Raw genomic sequence first — 23,400 nt, 5'->3', positions numbered from 1 at the left:
CTCGGGGCATGGTCGATGAGATTGCGGTGGTCGGGACGATGCGGCGACAGCTCGGGTTGATCACGCGCCGGCAGGCGCTGGCCGCCGGGCTCACGGTGGGAAGGATCAGGAGTCGGGTCAGGCGAGGGGAGTGGTGGGTGATCCGGCCACAGGTCTACGCCAGCGTCTCCGTAGCGCCGACCCACGCCCAGGCCGTGTTGGCGGTCGTGCTCAGCGGTGGTGCTGAAGCGTGGGCCTCACATCGCACGGCAGCGAGGCTCCACGGCCTCGACGTCCCCCACCCTCCCTCGATCGACGTCGTCACGACTCCCGGACGATCGCTTCGCCTCGACGGCGTCTTCCACCACCGCTCGCGGCTGCTCGACCCCGCCGACCTCACCTGCATCGGAGGGGTGCCGGCGACATCGGTGGCGCGGACCATCGTCGACTGCGCTCGCTGGCTCCCCGGTCGACGGCTGGCCAGTGCCGTCGACGATGCGTGCCGTCGTCGGCTGCTGACCTATGACGAGCTCGACGCCTGCCATGCGCGGCTCGACCGCGGCCGTCGCACCGGTCGCCGCTTGGTGGTTCCGGTCCGACCGGTCGTCGCCGACCGGGCTGGAGGCCGCCTGCCTGGCGGGAGCAACCACGAGCTCGACGTCCTCGAGGTGCTGGCCGCAGCCGGTCGTGAGCTCCCCGTCCAGCAGCACCGCGTCGTGGTCGGGGGCAGAGAGCGCAAGCTCGACTTCGCGTTCCCCGACGACCTGGTGGCCATCGAGTGGGACGGCTTCGCCGAGCACGGTCTCATCCGTTCCACCTTCGATGACGATCGTCACCGTGACAACGAGCTGCGCCTGGCCGGTTGGATCGTGATTCACATCACCTCCAACACCGACCCCGCCGACCTCGTTCGATGGGTCGATCGCGCTCGCGCCGAGGCCGAACACCGCCGCCGCCCCTCCGGCTGACCCCTAGGAACCCCCGGGGTTGTGTGCGCAAGCGGTCAGGAGCGGACGTCCGGCGCGCACATCTCGGGTCGGGGGGCTGCGCCAGCTCGGGTTGTGTGCGCGAACGGTCGGGAGCGGACGTCTGGCGCGCACATCTCGGGTCGGGGGGCTGCCCCAGCTCGGGTTGTGTGCGCGAACGGTCGGGAGCCGACGTCTGGCGCGCACAACTCGGGCCGGGGAGGGCGGCCCACCTCGGGTTGTGTGCGTCTGCCGTCGGGAGCGGACGCCTGGCGCGCTCAACTCGGAATGCGGCCGGGGATGGGGGGTCGTGACGCGCTCGCACGGGTGGGGGCTGGCAGCATGTCGGGGTGAACGTGCCGAAGGCCAGCGGGCACGGCGGTGGCGCTCCTGAGCGTGCGCTGGTCGTGCACGGCCACTTCTACCAACCGCCCCGCGAGAACCCCTGGACGGAGACCGTGCCGGTCGAGCCCTCGGCGGCGCCGGCACATGACTGGAACGAGCGGATCACCGCCGAGTCGTACCGCCCCAACGGCTGGGCGCGGGTGGTCGACGACCACGACCGGGTGGTCGCCATCGTCAACAACTACGCGCACCTGTCGTTCAACGTGGGCCCCACCCTGGCGTCGTGGCTCGACGAGCACGCCCCCGACGTGCTGGCCCGGATGGTGGCGGGGGACCGGGCGGGCGGCGGCGCGGTTGCCCAGGCGTTCAACCACATGATCCTCCCGCTGGCGAGCGAGCGGGACGTGCGGACCCAGGTCCGGTGGGGTCAGGCCGACTTCCGCCACCGCTTCGGCCGTGAGCCCGAGGGCATCTGGCTTCCTGAGACCGCGGTGAACGACGCCGTCTTGACGGTGCTGGCCGAGGAGGGCATCGGCTTCACCATCCTCGCCCCGGGCCAGGCGAAGTGCTCGCGCCCGCTTGGAGGTGACGAGCCGTGGGTCGACGCCGCCGAGGATGGCATCGACACCCGGCGCACCTACCGGTGGCGCCACCCCGAGCGCCGCGACCTCGGCCTCGACCTCGTGTTCTACGACGGCGCCCTCTCCCACGACATCGCCTTCGGCGCGAGCGGCATGGCCTCGGATGTGCTGGTCGCTCGGGCGGCCGATGCTGCCGCGCCCGCTGGCCTGGCGTGCGTCGCCACCGACGGGGAGACCTTCGGGCACCACCACCGCTTCGCCGAGCGGGTGCTGGCCCACGCCCTGCCGGTGGTCGCCCCCCAGGCCGGGATGCGGGTCACCAACCTGGCCGACCACCTGCGAGCCGCCCCGCCGACGTGGGAGGTCGAGGTGTGGGAGAGCGCCTGGTCGTGCACCCACGGGGTGGAGCGATGGGCGAACGACTGCGGGTGCTCCACCGGCGGACTCCCGGGATCGGACCAGCGGTGGCGCGCATCCCTCCGCGAGGCCCTCGACGTGCTCCGCGACGCGGGCGTCGAGGTCTTCGAGCGCCGGGGTTCGGCGGTCCTGGTGGAGCCGTGGGCGGCCAGGGACGCGTACGGCAAGGTCGTCGTCGGCGCCCGGGGGCTCGAAGACTTCGCTGCCGAGCACGTCAAGGGCAGCGGTGCCGACGACGCCATCCTGACCGAGGCACTGACGCTGCTCGAGCAGCAGCGTCACGCCCTGCTGATGTACACCTCGTGCGCCTGGTTCTTCTGGGACCTCGCCGGCCTCGAGACCGTCCAGTGCCTTCGCTACGCCGCCCGGGCCATCGACCTGCTCGAGGAGCTCGGCGAGGACCCGCCCGTCGCCTCGTTCCTCGACGTCTTGTCCCGGGCCCAGAGCAACCAGCCGGAGGAGGGCGACGGCACCCGCGTCTGGCACCACCACGTGGTGCCGGCCAGAGTCGACGAGCGCCGGGTGGTGGCCCACCTGGCACTGGTCGAGCTCCTCGGTGGGTTGGCGGGGGACGACCTCGGCGCCTTCGCTGTCGAGGCCCGGTCGGTGCGCCATGCTGCCAGCGGCTCGATCGTCGCGGTGGCGGGCACCGCCACACTGCGGCACCGGCGGACGGGGCGGCGCACCGCCCACGCCTGGAGCGCCGTGCACCTCGGCGGGCTCCAGATCCGGGGAGCGTCACGGCCGAGCGACGAGGCCAGTGACGGTCTGGCCGCCGACGACCTCTTCGCCGCGATCGAGTCCGGGGCGGCGGCGACGACGGTCCTGGACCTGTTGTCGGCGTGCTTCGGGCCGGAGACCTTCGGGATCGAGTCGGCGCTGCCCGGTTCGGCTGAGGTTCTCCTGGCGATGGCCGCCACCGACCTCGACCGCGACGTGGCCGAGGCGGTGGCGCGCGCCGTCGCCGGCGACGCCGATGGCACCGATCTCGTGCTCAGCCTCCTGCGGCTCGCCGAGCACCTCGAGGTGCACGTCGACCTCGCCCCCGCCCAAGAGGTGGTCTACGACGCCCTCGTGGGCGGGCCCGAGGTGGCGCCCGCCCACCTCCGCTTGCTCGGGATGCAGCTCGGCCTCGCCGTGGAGCGCCTCGGCTTGCCGGCCCAGGAACCCTCGGGTCCTGTCGACAGCTGAGCTCGTCGACGTCGAATCGCACGCCGGCGATGGCGCTGTCCCTCCGGCGTGAGGTCGGGTGAGGCGGACCGCGGTGATGGCGTCGTGATCGCCGGCGATGAAGCAGATCACCTGGCGACGCCGTCGCGGACCCAGTCGGCGAAGCCGCGGGCGAAGATGGCGGGGAGGCCCCCGGTGTGGAGGAACACCACCTTGGTGCCCGGTTCGATCCGGCCCTCGCGGGCTGCGGCCACCAGACCGGCCATGGCCTTGCCCGTGTACACGGGATCGAGGAGGAGGCCCTCGTGGCGGGCGGCGAGGTCGAGCGCCTCCCGTGCCTCCGGCGTGGGCGACCCGTAGCCGTCGCCGAACCGGTCACGGTCGAGGCGGATCTCGCCGATCGGCGCGGGCAGGCCAGCGAGTGCGGCGGCCTCCAGTGCCTTCTCCGGCACCCGCTCGGTGAGGTCGGGGCGGGTCCCGACGTCGACGCCGAGCACCAGGCCGTGGTCTCCGAGGCCGGCCACCAGGCCGGCATGGGTCCCGCCGGAGCCGTCGGCGACCACCACGAGGCCGACGTCGGGGAGCTGCTCGCGCAGCTCGAGGGCGGCGGCGACGTAGCCGAGGGCCCCGACCACCGACGCCCCACCCACCGGCATGCGGTAGGGCCGGCGCCCCTCCGCCTCGAGGGCATCGGCGGCCTCGTCGATCGCCGCCTCGGCGCCGTAGTAGTCGAGCGTCCCGGCCCACACCACGTCGGCACCGAGCAGCTCGTCGAGCAGGACGTTGCCCGTGGGCACCGACGGCCGGGTCGAGGTGAGCACCACCCGGGCGTCCATCCCCAGGCGGTTGGCGGCGGCCACGGTGAGGCGCACGTGGTTGCTCTGCCGGCCGCCACCGGTGACGAGCACGTCGCAGCCCTGCACGATGGCGTCGGCGCAGAGGTGTTCGAGCTTGCGCACCTTGTTGCCGCCGCCACCGAGGCCGGTGAGGTCGTCGCGCTTGACCCACAGGGTCCCCGGCGGCAGATCGAGGGCGTCCGCGAGGCGGTCGAGGCGCTCGAGGGGCGTGGGCAGCGCGGAGGCCAGGGGGACGCGTCGGTCGAGCATCGACGGCGACGCTACTGACAGGATGAGCGCCATGACGACCTCCCTCGAGTCACTCGTCACCACCGTCGACTCGGCCCTTGGCGACACTCGCCTGACGACCGACCGGGCTCGGGCCGAGGCCATGCGTCCGGCCATGGAGGCGCTCCTCGCCGACCCCGACGGCGTGCCGGCCTGGGCCGAGCAGCCCCACGAGGGCGGGGCCGTCGGAAACCTGCTCCACGCCGACCCGGCCGGCCGCTTCCACGTGCTCGCCGTCGTGTTCCCCGAGGGCACCTCGAGCGGGGTGCACCTCCACGGCTGCTGGGGAGTCATCGGCTACCTGCGGGGCGGCGACGAGGAGACTCGCTACGTCGAGCGCGACGGCGAGCCGGTGGAGGACTCCCGCTACGTCTGGCACCAGGGCGACGTCACCTACCTCCTGCCCGAGGAGGGCGAGGGTTGGCACCGCGTCCGCAACCCCGGTCCCGGCGACGGCGTGAGCGTGCACGTGCTGTGCCGCACCCCGGCCGAGCACCCGCACCTCTTCTGGGACCGCGACGCTCGACACGCGGTGGACTTCCCCTTCGTCGAGGTGGCGCCCGACCGCTGGGTCGCCCGGCTCGTGGGCTGACCCCGCCCCGGCCCGCTCCCGGGGGCATGGTTCAATGCCGGTGTGATGACCTCGATCGCCCGGACGTTCCTCGGAGCCGCCACCTCGGTGCTGCTCCTGCTCGGCCTCGCCGCCCCGGCGGCCGCCGACCCTCCGGCGATCCACCCGGACAACCGACCGACCCCACTCGCCGGCGCCGAGAACGGCTATGTATCCGACGAGCGGCTGATCACCGTCGCGCCTGGCTGCCGGGTCGCCCGCGAGGCTGCGCCCAGCCTGGCGCTGCTGCTGCGCCAGGCGGCGTCGGCGCGGGTCCGCCTCGGCACCCGTGACTGCTACCGCTCGATCAGCGGTCAGGTGGCGGTGTCTCGGACCTGGACGTCGCGCGGGAACTCCGCCTGTGCAGCTACCGTGCAGTACCACCCCGACGGGCGGCCGAAGGGCACCTCGATGCACGGCTGGGGCAAGGCCGCCGACTTCTCCGAGGCGACGCCCATGAGCTTCTCGTCGCCCGGTTTCCGCTTCCTCCAGGCCCACGCCGGCCGCCTCGGCTGGAACCACCCCGGCTGGGCCAAGCCCGGCGGCGGGCCGTGCCCCGAGCCCTGGCACTGGGAGTGGGTGGGCGACGGCGGCACCATGGACCTGCCGCCGGTGCCGGCCGACGTGGTGGCGGTGCTCCCGGCGGCAGACGATGCCGGCCACGCTGTGGTCACCGGCCTCGGCGACGTGCGTCCCCGTGGCTCGGCCACCTCCCACGGCTCGGCGACGTCGATCCCCCTCAACTGGGTCGTGGTGGGCGCGGCACCCGCGCCCGACCGCGCCGGCTACTGGCTCCTCGGCGGCGACGGTGGGGTGTTCAGCTTCGGTTCGGCGGGCTTCCACGGCAGCGCGGGCGACATGCGGTTGAACGCGCCGATCGTGGGGATGGCAGCGGCGCCCGATGGTGGGGGCTACTGGTTGGTGGCGTCGGACGGCGGGGTGTTCAGCTTCGGTTCGGCAAGCTTTCACGGCTCCGCCGCCGACCGCGGACTCGCCACCCCGGCGGTGGGGATGGCCCCCACGTCAGCCGGCGACGGCTACTTGATCGCCACGGCCGACGGCACCGTGTGGCCCGAGGCGCGGCTCGGTAGCAGTCGCCGCCCGGTAGCAGGTGCCGCCCGGTAGCAGGCGCTGCCCCTGTCGTGCCTAGCGGACCTTGACCGGCAGGACCCGCGGCCCTCGCACCTGGCCGGCCGACCAGCGCACCGCGTCGGGGTCGGCGAGCTCGAAGGTGGGGAACGCAGCGAGCCAGGCCTCCAGCGCCACCCGCATCTCCATGCGGGCCAGGTGCGAGCCGGCGCAGCGGTGGATGCCCAGCCCGAACGCGGCGTGACGGTTGGCCTGCCGGTCGATGATGACCTCGTCGGGCCGGTCGAACGCCGCCGGGTCGCGGTTGGCGGAGGGGAACGAGAGAAGGATCCACTCGTCCTTCTTCATGGGGCAGCCGTTCCATTCCACGTCGTCCTTCACCAGGCGAGCCATGGTGACGGGGGCGTAGGCCCGCAGCAGCTCCTCCATGGCGGTCGGAAGGAGGTCCGGCTCGGCGACGAGGCGCTCGCGGTCGGCGGGCGTGCGCGCAAGGTGCCAGATGCCGGCCCCGATGGCGCTCCACGTGGTGTCGATGCCGGCGATCAGGAGCAGGCCGATGGTGCGGGCCACGTGGAAGGGGGTGAGCGGTTCACCGTTGAGCTCGGACTCGAGCAGGAACGTGATGAGGTCGTCCTTCGGGTTCGCCATGTGGTCCTCGATGTGACCCTGGAGGTAGACGAAGAGGGCGAGCATCCCCTCGGCCCGCTCCTCCATCGGCAGGGCAACGCCCTCGAGGACGTGGTGGACGAAGCCGCGGAAGACATCAGCGTCGGTCTCGGGCAGACCGAGCATCGTGGCGATCACCCGGACGGGGATGTGCTGCGCGTACTCGGCGGCGGCGTCGACGACGTCGCGCCCGCGCATCGCCCCGATCAGCTCGTCGCAGTAGTCCCGGGTCGACGGCTCGAGCTCGTCGATGCGCTGAGGGGCGAAGATCGGCAGCAGCATCCGGCGGGCGCCGGCGTGGAAGGGCGGGTCGGAGGAGATGGGCGGCGCGATGCCCTCGGGTGCCAGCTCCTCGGGTGGACGGAACTTGGAGACGATGATGCTCCGGGAGGTGAAGCGCTCGGTGTCGTTGGCGATGGCCGACACGTCGTCCCACCGGGTGGGGAGCCAGGCGCCGCCGTAGCGCTCGGTGTGGGCGACGGGGCAGGTCTCCCGTAGCTCGTCCCAGATGGGGTACGGATCGGCCGCCCACACGTCGTCGGTGTGGTCGAAGTCGGTGGTCCAGTCGTGCACGGGTGCGTGGTCGCCCATCGTTGCTCTCCTCGGGTGGTCCCTGGTCCTCGCCGACCATCTTCGCGGCTCGAACGGCGTGCTGTGGTCTCAGCCCTCCAGGCGACCTCTGAGGGTCCGGAGGTTGCGCCGCCAGATGGCGCGCATCACCCGATCACCGACCACGCCACCGAGGGGTCCGCCCATCCACCAGGGGAAGCGGAGTCGCTCCTCCCAGGTGAAGCGGGTACCACCGTGGTCATCGGGCCCGAGGGTGAAGCGACCGGTGCCGGTGACGACGCCGATGTGGCGCACCCCCATCACCCGCCCCTCCTGCCACTCGGTGACCTCCATCACGTCGGTGAGGCGGATGGGGCCCACGCGGGTGACGCACTCGAAGGAGGTGCCCACCCCCGTCCGCGCCGTGGAGGTGAAGCGGATCTCCTCGGCGTCGGCCATCCACTCGGCGTGGGAGGCGATGTCGCGGAGGTCGTCCCACACCTCGTCAGGTGGGCGGCCGATGCTGGTGCTGACGCGGATCTTGCCCACGGGTCGAGCGTACGAGGGTGCCCCGTCAGCGGTACTCGATGAGGAAGACCGTGCAGTCGTCGCTGAGGTAGCCGTGGTGGTCGAGAACGGTGTGCGTGAGCTGGCGAACGGTCTCCATGGTGTCCCGCTTCGGTGTCGACTCGGCGAGGAACTGTCGGACGCGCTCTTCGCCGAAGTCCTCGCCACCGGGACGGTGTGCGTCCAGGACTCCGTCGGTGATGCAGCACAGCCGATCACCCGGGTTCATGATCTCGTTGGAGATCTCCGTCACGCAACCGTCGCCCAGGCCGGCAGGCAATGTCGGCTCGCACGCCCCCAGCAGCACGACCTCGCCTCCACGGATCAGGAGCGGTGCCGGGTGTCCCACGTTGATCCACTGCAGCTCGCCGGTGGTGATGTCGAGGCGCCCGAGGATGCAGGTGACGAACACGTCGCCCCAGCCTCGACCGCGGACGGCCTCGTCCATCAGCTCGTACGTGGCTTCGAGGTTCAGATGACTCCGCCGGCTGTGGCGGTAGCTGGTCACCGCCAGATGTGCGAGCTGACTCGAGCCGAGGCCGTGGCCCATGGCATCGAAGACCCCGAACTCGAGGATGTTGCCGTTGAGCGCGTAGTCGAATGAGTCGCCGCCGACCTCATAGGCAGGTTGGATCAGCCCCGCGACCGAGACGCGTCCGCTATCGAGACTCAACGGGGGAAGCAGGTCCCATTGCATCTCGGCTGCCAAGGTGAGCTTCTGGCTCCGGCGAAGCGTCGTGTAGGCGTCCGTGCACTGCCCTCGTGTCACGAGAAGGGCCGCGATCACGCCGGCCAGGCTGTTCGCCAACGATCGACGTTCATCGTCGATCTCGGAGAAGACCACCGAGAAGACACCGAGGCGCGCGGCACCGTCGACCACGACGCTCCACAGCCGCACACCGCCGTCGACGACCTCGTCGAGCTGGCGAGCCCTGCTGTACGAGCGACCGCCGATTGAATCGTCCATGCCCAGCGCAATGGTGTCGACCGATCCCGGTATCGGCATCAGATGCCGTTGCTCGAAGTCCGCCACGTAGACCGTGAGGTCCTGCATCCCGAACTGGATGGCACGTTCCCCCAAGAACGATCCCAGTTGGTCAGGAGGAGCATCTCTGGATTCGTGCAGCAACGCCGCGATCTGCGCGTATGCCCCCGATTCCCCGGCGCCGAGGTCGGTGGTCATGGTCGCCTCGTGATGCAGCGATCGCTGGGTGGCTGCGCGCAAAAACCCGAGCACACCACCTCTGGCGGTGACCGGACCTTGCATGTTTTCCTCCTGGCGGCCGACTGCTTGACCGTGCCAAGCGCCGCCAATCACTGGAGCGACGCTCTATGTAGACATCGCTCAAGGTGCTGAGCACGATGTCGTCACACCAACTGTACGACGAATCGGCGATCAGTGGTGCGCGCTTCGACGGGGGACTGGAGAAGCGGTCCTCGAGCGCCGGTCAGCCGGCGGCGCGAGCGGACACCTCGGCGAGCTGTCGGGCGGCGAGCTCGGGCGGGATGATGTTGATGAGCACACCGGTGCCGAGCTCGAAGCCGGCGTGGGTGGTGACCTTGGGGAGCACGTGTGCGTGCCAGTGGAACTGCCCGTCGTGGCGGTGGGGCGAGGTGTGGATCACCAGGTTGTAGGCGACGTCGCCGAGGAGGGTGCGCAGGCGGGCGAGGGTCGATCGCAGCGCCCGGCCGACCGCGACCACGTCGGCGGGCTTGGCCCGGTGGAGGTGGGCCTCGTGGGCCCGTGGGATGACCAGCAGCTCGTAGGGGGTGCCGCTCCAGAAGGGCGCCACGACCACGGCGAGGTCGTCCTGGTGCACCGTCCGGTGGCCGAGCTCGACCTCGGCTTCGAGCGTGGTGCACATGAGGCAGCCGCCGACGAAGCGGGCGAACCCCGCCTCCTCGTCGACGATCTCACCGGGCACGAAGGGGATGCCGAGGAGCTGCCCGTGCGGGTGCTCGATCGAGGCCCCTGCCTCGCGGCCGTGGTTGACGATGGCTTGGGTGTAGCGGACGCCGTCGACGCCGGAGTGCTCCTCGAAGCGGTCGCGAAGCGCCGCCATCACCAGGCCGGCCTGCTTGTCGCTGAGGTCGGCCCAGGAGGATCCGTGCTCGGGTGAGAGGACGAGCACTTCGTGGATGCCGCTGGCGGGCGCTTGGGTGAAGACCGGCCCGAGGTTGGTGGCGGCGAGGGCCTCGCGGCCGTAGAAGGCCGGGTAGCGGTTGGCCACCACCCGCACCAGCCACTGGCCCTCCGGCCCGTAGGTCTCGAGGGCGGGGGTCGTCTCTTCCTCGTTGCCCGGACAGAAGGGGCAGGGCCGGGCGGCGTCGTGCTCGACGGCGAGGCTGCGGGCCGCGAACGCGGAGGGCCGCTCTGCCCGCTCGGTGCTGACGGTCACCCACCGCCCGGTGAGGGGGTTGAGGCGCAGCTGGCTCATCTGGGGAGGATTCCGTGCGGGTGCACGCTCTCAACGCTACCCGGGCGGACGCCGGTAGACCGACACCTGCCGGGGCGACGCGTCGGTGAAGGGCTCGTCGTGCCAGCCCTCCGAGCGTGACTCGAGGACGAGGCCGGCGGCGGCGGCCATGTCGTCGAGCTCCTCCACCCCGGCGTAGCGGATCTGCCACGGCCGCAGCTCGACCCCGCCGCCCTCGGTGAGCGAGATCACGCTGCCCACCACGGTCTGGGTCGCGGGGTCGCGCCGGATGGCCTGGAGGAGCACCCGGTCGGCCTCGATGAGCGAGGGGGTCACGCTGTGGTCGGGGCCGTCGTCACTCGGCACGAACGCCTCGACCACGAAGGCGCCACCGGGCCGGAGGTTGGTCGCAGCGGTGGCGAAGCACCGTCGCTGGGCGGCCTCGTCGGCGAGGTTGAACAGGGTGTTGAACGCCACCAGCACCACGGCGAAGCCGCCGGGCCGGTTGACCACGGTGCCGGCGAAGTCCCCCAGGGTGAGCTCGACGTCCTCGGCGCCGGGCTTGGCCCGCAGGCGCTCGAGCATCGACGGCGATGCGTCGATGCCGTGCACGGCCACGCCCGACGCTGCCAGCGGCACGGCGATGCGGCCGGTGCCCACCCCCAGCTCGAGCACGGCGCCACCGTCGCCGGCCAGGCGCCGGATGGCCGCCACCGTCCCCTCGGTGTCGGAGATGCCTCCGTACCAGTCGTCGTACACGTCGGCGAAGCGCTCGCCGTAGGTCGACTCGTCGAAGCCCTCCACGCCCACAGGCTGCCACCCCGCCCGGGGCCCGGGCGCAGCTCGCCGGTAGCCTTGCGGGGGTGGCGACCTACCTGGACCATGCCGCCACCACACCGATGCGCCCGGAGGCGCTCGAGGCGGTGATGGCGATCCTCACCGGCCCCGCCGGCAACCCCTCGGGCAGCCACGCGCTCGCCCGCCGGGCACGCAAGGCGGTCGACGAGGCGCGCGACGTCGTCGCCGGGCACCTGGGGTGCGAGCCTAGGGAGGTCGTGTTCACCAGCGGGGGCACCGAGGCCGACGACCTCGCCGTCGCCGGCGTGGCCGCTGCCCGGCCCGGCGCCGTGGTGTGCAGCGCCGTCGAGCACCACGCCGTGCTGTCGACCGTGGAGGCCCTCGGCGGCCGCACCGTGGCCGTGGGCCCCGACGGGCGCATCGACCTCGACGATCTCGCCCGCACCCTCGACGAGGTCGGTGAGGTGGCGCTGGTCTCGGTGATGCTGGCCAACAACGAGGTGGGCACGATCCAGCCGCTGGAGGCGGTCGCCGCGGTCGTGCGCGAGCGAGCCCCGGGAGCCGTGCTCCACACCGACGCCGTCCAGGCGGCGGCGTGGCTCGACGTGGCCGCGGCCGCCCGCCCCGCCGACCTGGTCTCGGTGAGCGCCCACAAGCTCGGTGGCCCGCAGGGCGTCGGGGCCCTGGTCGTCCGGGAGGGCGTGGCGATCCGCCCGCGGATGCTCGGCGGCGGCCAGGAGCAGGAGCGCCGCAGTGGGACCCACAACGTGGCCGGCATCGTCGGCCTGGCCGCCGCCCTCTCGGCCACCGCCGCCCAGCGAGACGAGACGGCGGCCAGGGTGGGTGCCCTCCGAGACCGCCTCGCCGACGGGCTCCTGGCAGCCGTCCCCGGGTGCCGTGAGTCGGGGGTGCGCGCCGCCAAGGTCCCGGGCACCGCCTCGCTGCTGCTGGAAGGCGTCGAAAGCGAGTCGCTCCTCGTGCTGATCGACCGCGCCGGCATCTGTGCGACGGCGGCGTCGTCGTGTGCCAGCGGCGCCCTCGAGCCGTCGCACGTGTTGGCAGCCATGGGCGTCGAGCGCGCGCTGGCTGCCGGGTCGCTCCGCCTGAGCCTGGGGTGGTGCTCGACCGCCGCCGACGTCGACCACGCCCTGGCAGCGATCCCCGGCATCGTGGCCGAGCTCCGCGACCGCTCCGTCCCGCTGGTGTTGCGGTGACCGCCCACCCGTCCAAGGTCCTCGTCGCCATGAGCGGCGGCGTCGACTCGTCGGTGGCCGCCGCCCTGCTCCTCGAGGCCGGTCACGAGGTGGTGGGCGCCACCCTCAAGCTCTGGGGCGGGCCGGCAGACAGCGGCTGCTGCTCGGTGGCCGACGTCGACGACGCCCGCCGGGTCGCCCAGCAGCTCAGCATCGACCACTTCACCTTTGGTTTCGGAGACGACTTCGAGGCGTCGGTCGTGGCGCCCTACGTGGCCGCCCACGCCGCGGGTCTCACCCCCAACCCGTGCGTGGAGTGCAATCGGTCGATCAAGTTCGACCGCCTCCTCCAGCGGGCCCACACCCTCGGCTTCGACGTCATCGCCACCGGCCACCACGCTCGGGTCGACCGCGACCCGGTCACCGGCGTCTGGCGGCTCCGGCGCGGGGCCGACGCTGCCAAGGACCAGAGCTACGTGCTGCACATGCTCGGCCAGGCCCAGCTGGCCCGCACCCTGCTGCCGGTGGGGTCGATGACCAAGGGTGAGGTCCGCGACCGCGCCGCGGCCCTGGGCCTGCGCAGCGCGGGCAAGCCCGACAGTCAGGACGTGTGCTTCATCACCGCCACCGGTGGGCGCACCGCCTTCCTCTCCGATCGCATCGCCCTCACCCCGGGGCGGGTGGTCGACGCGGGCGGCACCGAGGTCGGCTCCGTCGAGGCTGTCGAGCTGGTCACGATCGGGCAGCGCCGCCACCTCGGCCTCGCCGGTGGCGGCACCCCGCGCTACGCCACCGACGTCGACGTCGGTGGCGCCACGGTGACGGTGGGCGAGGCCCGCGACCTCCTGGTCGAGGGGCTCTCGCTCCGGGACGTCACCTGGGTCGATCGCCCCGTGACCGGCGAGGTGGAGGTCCAGTGCAGCGCCCACGGGCGCCCCCGAGCGGCGACGCTCACCGGTGATGTCCTCCGCTGGCATGAGCCCCAGCCACGGGTGGCCCCCGGCCAGAGCGTGGTGCTCTACCGCGGGGACACGGTGTTGGGTGGCGGGCCGGCGGCGGCGGGGCCCGTGACCGGCGATTAGCCAACCGCGATGCGGCGGCGACGAGCCTCGGCGAGGACGGCGCCGGGGCGGGTGGGGGTGAACAGGAGGCGGGTGGTCTTGCCGGGACGGCTCTCCCGGCGGCCGGGGGTGGCCCGCAGGAGCGGGACCTTCTCGAGGAGGAGGAGCTCGAGGGCCAGGCCGGGGGAGCGGGCGGTCAGGTCGAGGGCGTCGGTGTCGGCCGGTGCCGGGCGCAGCGCCTCGATGTCGACCCGGCGGAAGAGGACGGGGTCGACCAGGGCCAGGTGGTCCTTCAGCACCATCCCCGCCGGCACGAACACCACCCAGCGCTCCGCCAGCGAGTGGATGGCGCGGGCCAGCACCACGGCCACCGCCCACCCCGCCGCCAGGGCGACGGCCCCGGCCACCCAGATGCCGGCGGCGAGCAGCAGGGGCCCGGTGGCCACCCCTGCGACCAGCAGCGCCCACGCCACGACGATCGGGCCGGCGAGCACCGGCCCGGGGGCGCGCAGCAGCAGGCGGCGCTCGTCGCCGTACGCGGCCCCGTTCACGAACACCGCACCGGTCTCGGGGAGCAGGGCGACCACGGTGACCAGCGCGGCGGCGGCCAGGCCGGCCACGGTGACCGCCGTGGTCGGACCCTCACCGGCACCGGCCACGGCGGCGCCGCCGGCCGCCAGCGCCGCCGGCGCCGCCACCCGTAGGGCGGTCAGGCCGACCGGTCGGGGCACGAGCACAGCCACGAGCACCAGCGCCCACACGAGCCAGAGCCCGACCGACGCCGTGGTCCGGACCGCCTCGGCGCGCTCGTGGAGGCCGGCGGCGAGGAGCGGGCCGGCGGCGAAGGGGAGCGCCAGCCAGGACAGGCGGACGAGCCAGGGGAGAGCGGTGGCGACGGAGGGCGCGGCGGGGGGCACAGCCGCGAGATTTGCGCACATGGCGCGCCGTGACCAACGCTGATGACCTGATGGACAAGGCGGTCTGGCTCCGGCCCGGTGCTGTGACCTCGGTGGGGAGCCTTCCCCACCTGGACGCCGACGAAGCGGCAGCCTTCGTCCTTCGGCGCCACCCCACGATCCCGGCGGCACCCCAGCTGCCGGCTCGCTCGCACCTCGAGGGCATGGTCGCCCAGGCAGCGCGTGGCATCCAAGGCGTCACCGTCACCCGGCGGGGACTCGAGCTCGACCTCGCTGCCCTCGACCCCGAGGCCCCGGTCGACCCGTGCCTCGACGGCGCCGGCCACGCCGGCCTGCTGGCCTTCCTCGCCCTCGTTGCCGGTCGTACCGAGCCGGTCAAGGTGCAGCTCACCGGGCCGGTCACCCTCGGCCTCGCGCTGATCCAGGCCGGCGCCGAGCCCGACCTCGCCTTCCGCGTCGCCGCCAGCGCCGTGCGGACCCAGGCCGCCGCCCTCGTCGAGCTGTGCCGCCACCGCCTGCCCGACGCCCCGCTGCTGGCGTTCCTCGACGAGCCGGGCCTCACCGCGCTGGCCGGCGGGATCCCCCTCGACGTCGACGCCACGACCGACCTCCTCTCGGGCGCCCTCGCCACCCTCGAGCCCCACGCCACCTCGGGCGTGCACTGCTGCGGCCCCACCGACTGGCGCCTGGTCTCGGCCGCCGGGCCCACCGTGATCTCGATGCCGGCCACCGCCGAGACCGTCCTCGCCGGTGCCACCGCCATCGGCCAGCACCTCGAGCGCGACGGGTGGGTCGCCTGGGGAGCGGTACCCACCCACGAGCCGCTCGGCACCGACGTCGACAGGCTCTGGCGTCGCCTCACCGCCCTCTGGTGCGAGCTGGTCAAGGTCGGATGCGACCCCGTCCAGCTGCGGGCCCAGGCCATCGTGAGCCCCGCCTGCGGCCTCGCCGGCCACGGCGTGAGCCAGGCGTCGCGCTCGCTGCTCCTGGCCTCGGTGATCGCCGATCGAGTGTCGGACCAGGCAATCGCCGCCCGCCTCTCCATGGGGGCTTGACGGGGCCCGTCACCGACGGGAGCCCTTCCCACCCCCTCCGCAAGCGGCGTGACGGGGCCCGTCACCGGCGGAACCCTCCCACCCTCCGCAAGCTCCGGGCGGGTCCCTTCCACCGGCGCCACCCGTCCCGCTTCCAGTTGAGCGGACGCCTTCGGCGACGCCCACCTGACTGCTCCGGCCCGTCACGGGCGCTCAGTACTGTTCGGGGATGGCTGATGTGGCTGCGGAGGCGGCGGGGCTGCGGGCCGAGATCGCCCACCACGACGAGCGCTATCACCAGCTCGACGACCCCGAGATCTCCGACGCCGAGTACGACGCCCTCGTCCGCCGGCTCCGCGAGCTCGAAGAGGCCCACCCCGAGGTCGTGACGCCCGACTCGCCGACGCAGCGCGTCGGGGCTCCGCCGTCGTCGCTGTTCACGCCCGTCGAGCACCTGGTGCCGATGATGTCGCTCGAGAACGCCGTGAGCCTCGACGAGCTGCAGGCCTGGGGCCAGCGACTCACCCGGCGGGTGGCGGAGGCGTCGTCGTTCGTCTGCGAGCTCAAGATCGACGGGGTGGCCATGTCGGTGCGCTACGAGGGCGGGCGCTACACGCGGGCTGCCACGCGTGGCGACGGCCGGGTCGGGGAGGACGTCACCGAGAACGTGCGCACCCTGCACGATCTGCCCGAGCAGCTCATCGGCGAAGACGTGCCCGACGTCGTCGAGATCCGGGGCGAGGTCTACATGCCGGTTGCCGCCTTCGAGCGGCTCAACGCCCGCCAGCTCGAGGAGGGCGGCAAGATCTTCGCCAACCCCCGCAACTCAGCCGCGGGCTCCCTCCGACAGAAGGACCCGTCGATCACCGCCAGCCGAGAGCTGTCGCTGTTCACGTACCAGCTCGGCGCGGTGGAGGGTGGGCCCTCCTTCGCCACCCACAGCGAGACCCTCGGGTGGCTGCGCGGCCTCGGCCTGCCGGTGAACCCCGAGATCCGGGTGGTGGACTCGCTCGACGGGGTCCACGAGCTGTGCGAGCACTGGCTCGAGCACCGCCACGACCTCGGCTACGAGATCGACGGCGTGGTGGTCAAGGTGGACGACCTGGCCATGCGCGACGAGCTGGGCTTCACGGCCAAGGCCCCCCGCTGGGCCATCGCCTACAAGTTCCCCCCCGAGGAGCGCACCACCCGGCTGCACTCGATCATGGTGTCGATCGGTCGCACCGGGAAGGCGACGCCCTTCGCCCAGCTCGAGCCGGTGTTCGTGGGCGGGTCCACCGTTGCCCAGGCCACCCTGCACAACCAGGACCAGGTGCGGGCCAAGGACGTGCGCCCCGGCGACGTCGTCATCGTCCGCAAGGCTGGCGACGTCATCCCCGAGGTCGTCAAACCGGTGCTCTCGGAGCGGCCTCCGGGCCTTCCCGTATGGGAGTTCCCGCGCGAGTGCCCCCGCTGCGGCGAGCCCCTCCAGCGCCTCGAAGGCGAGTCCGACACCTTCTGCCTCAACGTCGACTGCCCGTCGCAGCGCCGGGCACGCATCGAGCACTTCGCCTCACGCGGCGCCATGGACATCGAGGGCCTCGGTGAGCAGACCGCCGTCGCCCTGATGGAGGCGGGGCTGGTGGTCGACCCGGGCGACCTCTACCGCCTCACCGCGGCCGACGTGCTCGGGCTGGAGGGCTTCGGCGAGGTGTCGGCCCGCAACCTGGTGGCCGCCATCGACGCCTCCCGATCGCGCCCGCTCGGCAACCTCCTCTTCGGCCTCAACGTCCGCCATGTGGGCTCGCGCATGGCCCAGGTGGTCGCGGCTGCCTTCGGGAGCCTCGACGCCGTCATGGAGGCGTCGGAGGAGAGGCTGGCCGCCACCGAGGGCGTGGGCCCGGTGATCGCCGCCAGCATGGTCGAGTTCTTCTCCCTGGCCCGCAACCGAGAGGTGATCGAGAAGCTGCGGGCCGCCTGCGTCGACCTGGGGCGGGTGGAGGCGCCCACCGAGCCCCAGGTGCTGGCCGGGCGCTCGGTGGTGGTCACCGGCACCCTCGAGGGGTTCAGCCGTGACGGGGCCGAGGCAGCCGTCGAGGAGCGTGGCGGCCGCTCACCGGGGAGCGTCTCCAAGAAGACGGCCGCCCTCGTGGTCGGGGAGGGGCCGGGCCAATCGAAGCTGACCAAGGCCGAGGCGCTCGGTGTCCCGATCCTCGACGAGGCCGGCTTCGTCCACCTCCTGGAGACCGGCGAGCTCCCGGGCGACCCCGGCGCGGACGACGGCTCGGGCCCGGCCGCGCCGTAGGCCCTGCAGGAGCCCGGTGCCGCCGGCGGCCAGGGCGAACAGCGCCGTGCCGGTCAGCACGATGGCCGGACCGCTCGGGATGTCGTGGTGGTACGAGCCGTAGAGGCCGACCACGCTGATCGCCGCCCCGGTGACGGTGGAGACCAGGAACATCCGGTGGAACGACGTGCAGAGGAGGCGGGCGAAGGCGGCCGGCACCACCACGGCGGCGGCGATGAGGAGCACGCCGAGCACCCGGACGCTGGCGATCACCACGCCGCAGACCAGGAGGTTGAACACGACCTCGACGGCACCCACCCGGACGCCGTGAGCGGCGGCGACCGTTGGGTCGAAGAGCACGAAGACGAGCGACTTGTAAGAGACGACGAGCACCGCGGCGACGGCGAGGGCGATGCCCGCGGCCAGCATCAGGTCGGCGTGGCGCAGCCCGAGGATGTTGCCGAACAGGAGGCTCTCGAGGTTCACCCGCACGGCCAGGGTGGCGGAGATGACGGCGATGCCGACGGCGAACATCGCGGTCGTGACGATGCCGATGGCGGCATCGGCGTGCAGCCCCCGGCGCCGAGCGATCCGGTGGATCAGGACAGCGCTCACCAGCGTGGCGGCGCTGGCTCCCCAGTAGGGGTCGATGTCGAGGACCAGGGCGACGGCCACGCCACCCATCACGCTGTGGGCAAGGCCGTGGCCGATGTAGCTCATCCGGCGTAGCACCACGAAGACGCCGATGGCGCCGCACAGCGCCCCGATGATCACCCCAGCGATCAGGGCGCGGGTGAAGAAGGCGAACGCGAAGGGGTCGGTGAGGAACCTCACGGGGCGGGCTCCGAACGGTGGGCGGGTGCCAGGTCGGGCGCTGGCGCCCGGGGGGCGACCACCACGACCTGCCCGTCGTCGTCGAGGACGCGCACCTCGGCGCCGTAGGTGGCGCTCAGCGCCGCCGGCGTGAGGGCGGTGGACGGTGGCCCGTCGGCCACCACGGTCCGGTTGAAGCACACCACCCGGGGCAGGAGGGCGGCGACCCAGTTGAGGTCATGGGTGGTGAGCAGGATCGAGATCCCGCTGGCGTTCAGCTCACCGACCAGGTCGAGGACGGAGCGGCTCGTCGCCAGGTCGACGCCGGAGGTCGGCTCGTCGAGGAGGATGAGCTCGGCCCGGCGGAGGAGGGCCCGGGCGAGGAACATGCGCTGCTGCTGGCCTCCGGAGAGGCCGGCGATCGGTCGCTCGCGCACCGCCGCCAGGCCGAGCCGGTCGAGGGTGTCGGCGGCGCGGGCGCGCTCCCCGCGTGAGAACCACGGGACCCGCCGGCTCTCGCCGGCCAGGCCCAGGAGCACCACCTGCTCGACGGTCAGGGGGAAGTCCCAGGCCACGCTGTCGACCTGGGGGACATAGCTGATCCTCGGGGCGGCGCGGCCGGCACGGACCTCGTCGCCGAACACCTGCACCAGGCCCCCGTAGCGCTCGCACTGCCCGGTGAGGAGGCGCAACACGGTGGTCTTGCCGACCCCGCTGGGGCCGACGAGGCCGACGAGCTCGCCCGCCTCGAGGCGCAGCGAGACGTCGCGCACGACGGGGACCCCGTCGTAGCCGGCGGTGACGCCGACGAGCTCGAGGGCAGGCGGCCGGCTCACCTCAGCCCCCCCGGCGACACGGCGTCGATGGCGGACGGGTCGCCGCCGAGGCCGGTGACGATGGCTCGGGCGTTGCGCTGCATCATCCCGATGTAGGAGTGCTCGGGGTCGCCGGGCTCGCCGGGCAGCTCGTCGTCGGAGAGCTCGGCGCCGTGCTCGGCGCCGGTCTCGGCGGCGATGGTCTGCAGGACGTCGCTCGGGAACTCGGTCGACCCGAAGACCTTGGGGACCCCCTCGGCCCGGATCTGGTCGATGATGCGGCGGACGTCGCGGGCGCTCGGCTCCGAGAGGTCGGCGGGCTGGATGGCGGCGACGACCTCGAGCTCGTAGCGGGCGCCGAAGTACACCCAGGCGTCGTGGTACACGACCAGCGTGCGGGTGCCGGCGGGGATCGTGGCGGTGGCGGTGGCGATGGCCTCGTCGAGCGCACCGATGCGCTGCAGGAGGTCGCGGGCGTTGTCGCGGTAGACCTCGCCGCCGTCAGGGTCGATGGTCACGAGCTCGTCACGGATGCCCGCCACCATGGCCATGGCGTTGGTCGGGTCGGCCCAGACGTGCGGGTTGGGCGCCGGCCGCGATGCCTCGTCGCCGTGGCTGTGACCGCCGGCATCGCCGTGGCTGTGGCTGCCACCGTCGCCATGGGTGTGCCCGAACGCCCCGACGGCGAGGTCGTCCTCCGCGAGCGCGGTCTCGGCGAGGAGCACCACCGGGGCGCCCTCGGGAAGGTGCTCCTCCACCAGCCGGAGGACGGCGGGGTTGAGCCCGAGACCGATGCCGAAGAAGGCGTCCGCCCCGGTGACCTGACGGACGTCGCTGGGCCGCGGCTCGTGGGTGTGGGCGTCGGCGCCGCCCGGGATGAGCGAGTGGGCCGTGCCACGGTCGCCGAGCACCTGGCCGACGAGGTCGGCGAGGGGCGCCAGCTCGGCCATGACGACCAGCCCACCGCCCTGCTCGGCCGCCGCTCCCGCCGGTGCGAGGGCGGCTTCCGGGTCGGTGAGCCCAGCGGCCGAGCTGCCGCTGCCGCTCCCGCACGCGGCGAGGACCAGGACCACGAGGGTCAGGACCGCCAGGAGCGGACCGGACCGGCCGGGTGTGGACGACGTCATGGGGCTCCTCGTGCGGGCAGGCAGCTGCGACCAGGTCGCAACAACAGCCGAGGCTATCGGCGCCTCACAGCGGTACGCACCTGCGGCGGCGCGCGGATCTCTCATCCGGGCCCGCGCCGGAGCCTTCGGAACCTAGGCCACGCCGAACGACCAGGTGAAGGGCCGGCCGTCCTGCTCGCGGGTCCCCTCCACCGGGTTCCAGATGACGGCGGTGACCGTCACCGGCCCCGCCTGGAGCTCCTCGATCACCTTGCCGGCACCGGGCTGGAAGAAGACCTGGTTGAGAGGCTCGTTGCGGTCGAGCTGGTCCTCGGGGATCTCGATGCCGTTGATGATCAGCACTGCCGTGTGGGGGTGGGTGAGGTCGACCCCGATGCGGGCCTGGCGCACCGCCACCGGGCTGCCGTCGGCGGGGATCACGTGCTCCACCGCCGAGTCCCGCACGCTCACGGGCGTCTCGACCCGCTTCTGGGTGCCGGCGAAGACGAAGCCGGCAGCGGCGAGCGAGAGGAGCAGGAAGGTGACGACTCGTCGGGTGGTGAACATCGGGGCCTCGCCTCCATGGTGACCCACGATCGGCCCAGAGGTGGCATCACCAGGTCCGGGGTGCAACAGCCCCGCGCGGCACCCCGTTAGCCTCGGGCCGTGGTCACGTCCAGGATGACGGAGCAGCTCGGCCGCGTCCTCGGCGGCCGCTACCGCCTCACCGCGCCCATCGGCCGGGGTGCGTCCGCCCAGGTGTTCCTGGCCGACGACGTGGTGCTGCGGCGGCGGGTGGCGGTCAAGGTCCTGCACCCGGCACTGGCCGACGACGAGGCGTTCCTCCGCCGGTTCCGGGCCGAGGCCCAGGCCGCCGCCGCCCTCGCCCACCCGAACGTGATGGCGGTCTACGACTGGGGCGACGACGACGGCCCCTACCTGGTGCTCGAGCTGCTCGCCGGGGGCAGCCTCCGGGCGATGCTCGACACCGGCGCCCGCCTCAGCCCCGCCCAGGCGCTGATGGTCGGCCTCCAGGCGGCCCAGGCCCTCGACGCCGCCCACCGGCGGGGCTTCGTCCACCGCGACGTGAAGCCCGCCAACCTGCTCTTCGGGGAGGACGGACGTCTGCGCATCGCCGACTTCGGGCTGGCCCGCGCCCTGTCGGAGGCGGCGTGGACCGAGCCCGGCGGCGGTGGGCTCGTCGGCACCGCCCGCTACGCAGCGCCAGAGCAGGCCAGCGGCGGCCGCATCGACGGGAAGGCCGACGTCTACGCCCTCGGCCTCGTCCTGTCGGAGGCTGTCACCGGCGAGGTCCCCCTGACTGCCGACACCACGATCGGCACCCTGATGGGGCGGGTCGACACGCCGGTGCCGGTCCCGGCGGCCCTCGGACCCCTCGGGGAGGTGCTCGAGCGCTGCGGACGGCCCGACCCGGAGGAGCGGCCGACGGCGGCCGACCTCGGCCGCTCGCTGCTCCGTGCCGCCCGGCAGCTCGACAGCCCTGCCCCCCTGCCGCTCGCCGGCGCCATCGACCCCGGGGTCCGGGTGACCGAGGACGTCGATCCCACCCTGCTCCCGCCACCGTCACCGCTCCCGGTCGACGGCGACGACGACATCACCGTGGTCGCCGACCCCACGACGTCGGATCCCACGGTGGTCGCCATGGCCACCGTGGTGGGGGACGATGACGCGACCGTCGCGGTGCCCGTGCCGTTCCGTGACGCCGAAGTGCACGACGACCCCGATCCCGGGCGTCGCCGGCGCTGGCCCTGGCTGGTGGCGCTGCTCGTGCTCCTCGTCGCCGGTGTCGCCGGCGGCACCTACGCCTACCTCGAGTCCCAGCCTGCCCGGGCCGCGGTGCCCTCGGTGGTCAACCTCTCGCAGGAGGAGGCCGAGACGGAGCTGGCCCGTGCCCAGGCCGCGGCCGACGGCGACCTCGCCTGGGAGGTCGAGGTCGACGCCGAGCACAGCAACCGGGTGGCGGAGGGCTTCGTGATCCGTCAGGAGCCGGTGGGCGTCGAGCTCGTCGACGGGGGCACCGTCACGATCGTCGTGTCCCTCGGCCTCGAGTTCCGGCCCGTCCCCGACCTCGCCGGCGCCACCGAGGAGGAGGCCGCCGACCGGCTCGCCGACGTCGACCTGACCCTCGGCTCGGTCGAGTCGACCCCCCACGAGGACGTGCCCCCCGGCCACGTCCTCGACTGGCGCGTGGGCGACGAGGAGCGCCCCGTCGAGGTGCGCGAGGGCACCGCGGTCGACATCGTGGTCTCCTCGGGCCCTGCCGCCCGTACGGTCCCCACCCTCGCCGGGGAGACCCTCGAGACGGCCAGGGCCCGGCTGGCCGAGCTCCGCCTGGAGGTACGGGTGGTCGAGGAGTTCTCCAACTCCGTCGCCGCCGGCCGCGTCATCGCTTCCTCGCCCGGTGCCGGTGCCACGGTCGAGCGCGGGGCCGAGGTCACATTGCGCGTCTCGCTCGGGCGCGACCTGGTGACCGTGCCCGACGTCACCGGCCTCAGCCTCGAGCCTGCCATCGCCCAGCTCGAGGCCGCCGGCCTCGAGGCCGGCCAGGTCTCTGGCCGGGCGCGCGGGCGGGTCAAGGAGACCGATCCGGAGGCTGGCTCCCGCGTCGACCGCGGCACCTCGGTCGACATCCGCCTGGACTAGCCCCGCAGAGGCCTCGCGGCAGGCGGGCTAGCGTTCCTCCGGTCACTCGGCCCCACCTCTGGAGGACCCTGCACATGGGAGCGCTCGACGGACGCGTCGCCATCATCACCGGGGCCGGCCGTGGCATCGGCCGGGAGCACGCCCTGCTGTTCGCCGCCGAGGGCGCCAAGGTCGTGGTCAACGACCTGGGCGGCTCCATGGACGGCTCGGGTGACGACCGCACCGCGTCCGAGCAGGTGGTCGACGAGATCAAGGCC

Annotated in this window: 20 protein-coding genes and 1 pseudogene; 10 read left to right on the top strand and 11 right to left on the bottom strand. The window is 73.2% G+C overall.

Annotated features, from left to right (window positions below; translation table 11 throughout):
• Positions 1-8: 8 nt before the first annotated feature.
• Together VMN58_09985 and VMN58_09980 are read left to right on the top strand one after the other, a co-directional pair.
• Positions 9-947 (top strand): hypothetical protein, encoded by a 939-nt coding sequence (locus tag VMN58_09985; protein ID HUF33522.1) that lies wholly within the window; start codon positions 9-11, stop codon positions 945-947.
• A 347-nt stretch (positions 948-1,294) separates the two neighbouring features.
• Positions 1,295-3,478 carry a DUF3536 domain-containing protein gene (locus VMN58_09980; protein ID HUF33521.1) on the top strand — a complete coding sequence of 728 codons (2,184 nt, stop codon included), beginning with the start codon at positions 1,295-1,297 and terminating at the stop codon, positions 3,476-3,478.
• Between the two features lie 107 nt (positions 3,479-3,585).
• Here VMN58_09980 and VMN58_09975 read toward each other — a convergent pair whose 3' ends face one another.
• Positions 3,586-4,563, bottom strand: a complete 978-nt coding sequence (locus VMN58_09975) for a D-cysteine desulfhydrase family protein (protein HUF33520.1) — start codon at positions 4,561-4,563, stop codon at positions 3,586-3,588.
• A gap of 31 nt (positions 4,564-4,594) precedes the next feature.
• Here VMN58_09975 and VMN58_09970 point away from each other — a divergent pair, with 31 nt between their 5' ends.
• A complete protein-coding gene (locus VMN58_09970) occupies positions 4,595-5,173 on the top strand; it encodes a cysteine dioxygenase family protein (protein ID HUF33519.1) in 579 nt (192 codons plus the stop codon).
• Between the two features lie 45 nt (positions 5,174-5,218).
• The gene (locus VMN58_09965) at positions 5,219-6,316 is read left to right on the top strand and encodes a M15 family metallopeptidase (GenBank protein HUF33518.1); all 1,098 of its coding nucleotides are present in this window, start codon (positions 5,219-5,221) and stop codon (positions 6,314-6,316) included.
• 21 nt (positions 6,317-6,337) lie between these two features.
• Here VMN58_09965 and VMN58_09960 read toward each other — a convergent pair whose 3' ends face one another.
• The 5 genes from VMN58_09960 to VMN58_09940 all read right to left on the bottom strand — a co-directional run bounded on the left by VMN58_09960 (position 6,338) and on the right by VMN58_09940 (position 11,283).
• Entirely contained in the window at positions 6,338-7,537 is a 1,200-nt protein-coding gene (locus VMN58_09960) for a cytochrome P450 (protein ID HUF33517.1), read from the bottom strand.
• Positions 7,538-7,606: 69 nt separating this feature from the next.
• The gene (locus tag VMN58_09955) at positions 7,607-8,044 is read right to left on the bottom strand and encodes an SRPBCC family protein (protein ID HUF33516.1); all 438 of its coding nucleotides are present in this window, start codon (positions 8,042-8,044) and stop codon (positions 7,607-7,609) included.
• Between the two features lie 25 nt (positions 8,045-8,069).
• On the bottom strand, positions 8,070-9,380 hold the full coding sequence (locus VMN58_09950; GenBank protein ID HUF33515.1) for a PP2C family protein-serine/threonine phosphatase: 1,311 nt from the start codon (positions 9,378-9,380) through the stop codon (positions 8,070-8,072).
• Between the two features lie 130 nt (positions 9,381-9,510).
• Complete coding sequence (locus VMN58_09945; GenBank protein HUF33514.1) at positions 9,511-10,500, bottom strand: HIT domain-containing protein; 990 nt, start codon at positions 10,498-10,500, stop codon at positions 9,511-9,513.
• 36 nt (positions 10,501-10,536) lie between these two features.
• Positions 10,537-11,283: a class I SAM-dependent methyltransferase gene (locus VMN58_09940; GenBank protein HUF33513.1), complete on the bottom strand. Its 747-nt coding sequence runs from the start codon at positions 11,281-11,283 to the stop codon at positions 10,537-10,539.
• A 59-nt stretch (positions 11,284-11,342) separates the two neighbouring features.
• On the opposite strand from VMN58_09940, the gene VMN58_09935 reads away from it, so the two are divergent.
• Both VMN58_09935 and mnmA read left to right on the top strand, forming a co-directional pair.
• The gene (locus VMN58_09935; protein HUF33512.1) at positions 11,343-12,491 is read left to right on the top strand and encodes a cysteine desulfurase family protein; all 1,149 of its coding nucleotides are present in this window, start codon (positions 11,343-11,345) and stop codon (positions 12,489-12,491) included.
• A complete protein-coding gene (gene mnmA / locus VMN58_09930; GenBank protein ID HUF33511.1) occupies positions 12,488-13,552 on the top strand; it encodes a tRNA 2-thiouridine(34) synthase MnmA in 1,065 nt (354 codons plus the stop codon). Before VMN58_09935 ends, mnmA begins: the two co-directional genes overlap by 4 nt.
• Here mnmA and VMN58_09925 read toward each other — a convergent pair.
• On the bottom strand, positions 13,549-14,448 hold the full coding sequence (locus VMN58_09925; GenBank protein ID HUF33510.1) for a hypothetical protein: 900 nt from the start codon (positions 14,446-14,448) through the stop codon (positions 13,549-13,551). The genes mnmA and VMN58_09925 overlap by 4 nt on opposite strands.
• 29 nt (positions 14,449-14,477) lie before the next feature.
• On the opposite strand from VMN58_09925, the gene VMN58_09920 reads away from it, so the two are divergent.
• Together VMN58_09920 and ligA are read left to right on the top strand one after the other, a co-directional pair.
• Complete coding sequence (locus tag VMN58_09920; GenBank protein ID HUF33509.1) at positions 14,478-15,503, top strand: hypothetical protein; 1,026 nt, start codon at positions 14,478-14,480, stop codon at positions 15,501-15,503.
• Positions 15,504-15,711: 208 nt separating this feature from the next.
• Entirely contained in the window at positions 15,712-17,766 is a 2,055-nt protein-coding gene (gene ligA, locus VMN58_09915) for an NAD-dependent DNA ligase LigA (protein ID HUF33508.1), read from the top strand.
• 39 nt (positions 17,767-17,805) lie between these two features.
• On the opposite strand, the pseudogene VMN58_09910 reads toward ligA, so the two are convergent.
• The 4 genes and pseudogenes from VMN58_09910 to VMN58_09895 form a co-directional block, all read right to left on the bottom strand.
• Positions 17,806-18,579, bottom strand: a pseudogene (locus tag VMN58_09910) (metal ABC transporter permease).
• Positions 18,576-19,394, bottom strand: a complete 819-nt coding sequence (locus VMN58_09905; GenBank protein ID HUF33507.1) for a metal ABC transporter ATP-binding protein — start codon at positions 19,392-19,394, stop codon at positions 18,576-18,578. Before VMN58_09905 ends, VMN58_09910 begins: the two are co-directional and overlap by 4 nt.
• The gene (locus tag VMN58_09900; GenBank protein ID HUF33506.1) at positions 19,391-20,500 is read right to left on the bottom strand and encodes a metal ABC transporter substrate-binding protein; all 1,110 of its coding nucleotides are present in this window, start codon (positions 20,498-20,500) and stop codon (positions 19,391-19,393) included. Before VMN58_09900 ends, VMN58_09905 begins: the two co-directional genes overlap by 4 nt.
• 132 nt (positions 20,501-20,632) lie before the next feature.
• Entirely contained in the window at positions 20,633-21,046 is a 414-nt protein-coding gene (locus VMN58_09895) for a hypothetical protein (protein ID HUF33505.1), read from the bottom strand.
• A gap of 99 nt (positions 21,047-21,145) precedes the next feature.
• Here VMN58_09895 and VMN58_09890 point away from each other — a divergent pair, with 99 nt between their 5' ends.
• Both VMN58_09890 and VMN58_09885 read left to right on the top strand, forming a co-directional pair.
• Positions 21,146-23,143 (top strand): PASTA domain-containing protein, encoded by a 1,998-nt coding sequence (locus tag VMN58_09890; protein ID HUF33504.1) that lies wholly within the window; start codon positions 21,146-21,148, stop codon positions 23,141-23,143.
• A 74-nt stretch (positions 23,144-23,217) separates the two neighbouring features.
• A partial coding sequence (locus VMN58_09885) for an SDR family NAD(P)-dependent oxidoreductase (GenBank protein HUF33503.1) occupies positions 23,218-23,400 on the top strand: 183 nt, incomplete at its 3' end.

The organism is Acidimicrobiales bacterium, from assembly GCA_035512495.1.
GTDB lineage: Bacteria > Actinomycetota > Acidimicrobiia > Acidimicrobiales > CADCSY01 > DATKDW01.
Note: the sequence above shows the minus strand (reverse complement) of the source record. Positions and strands in the feature narration are given on the sequence as shown.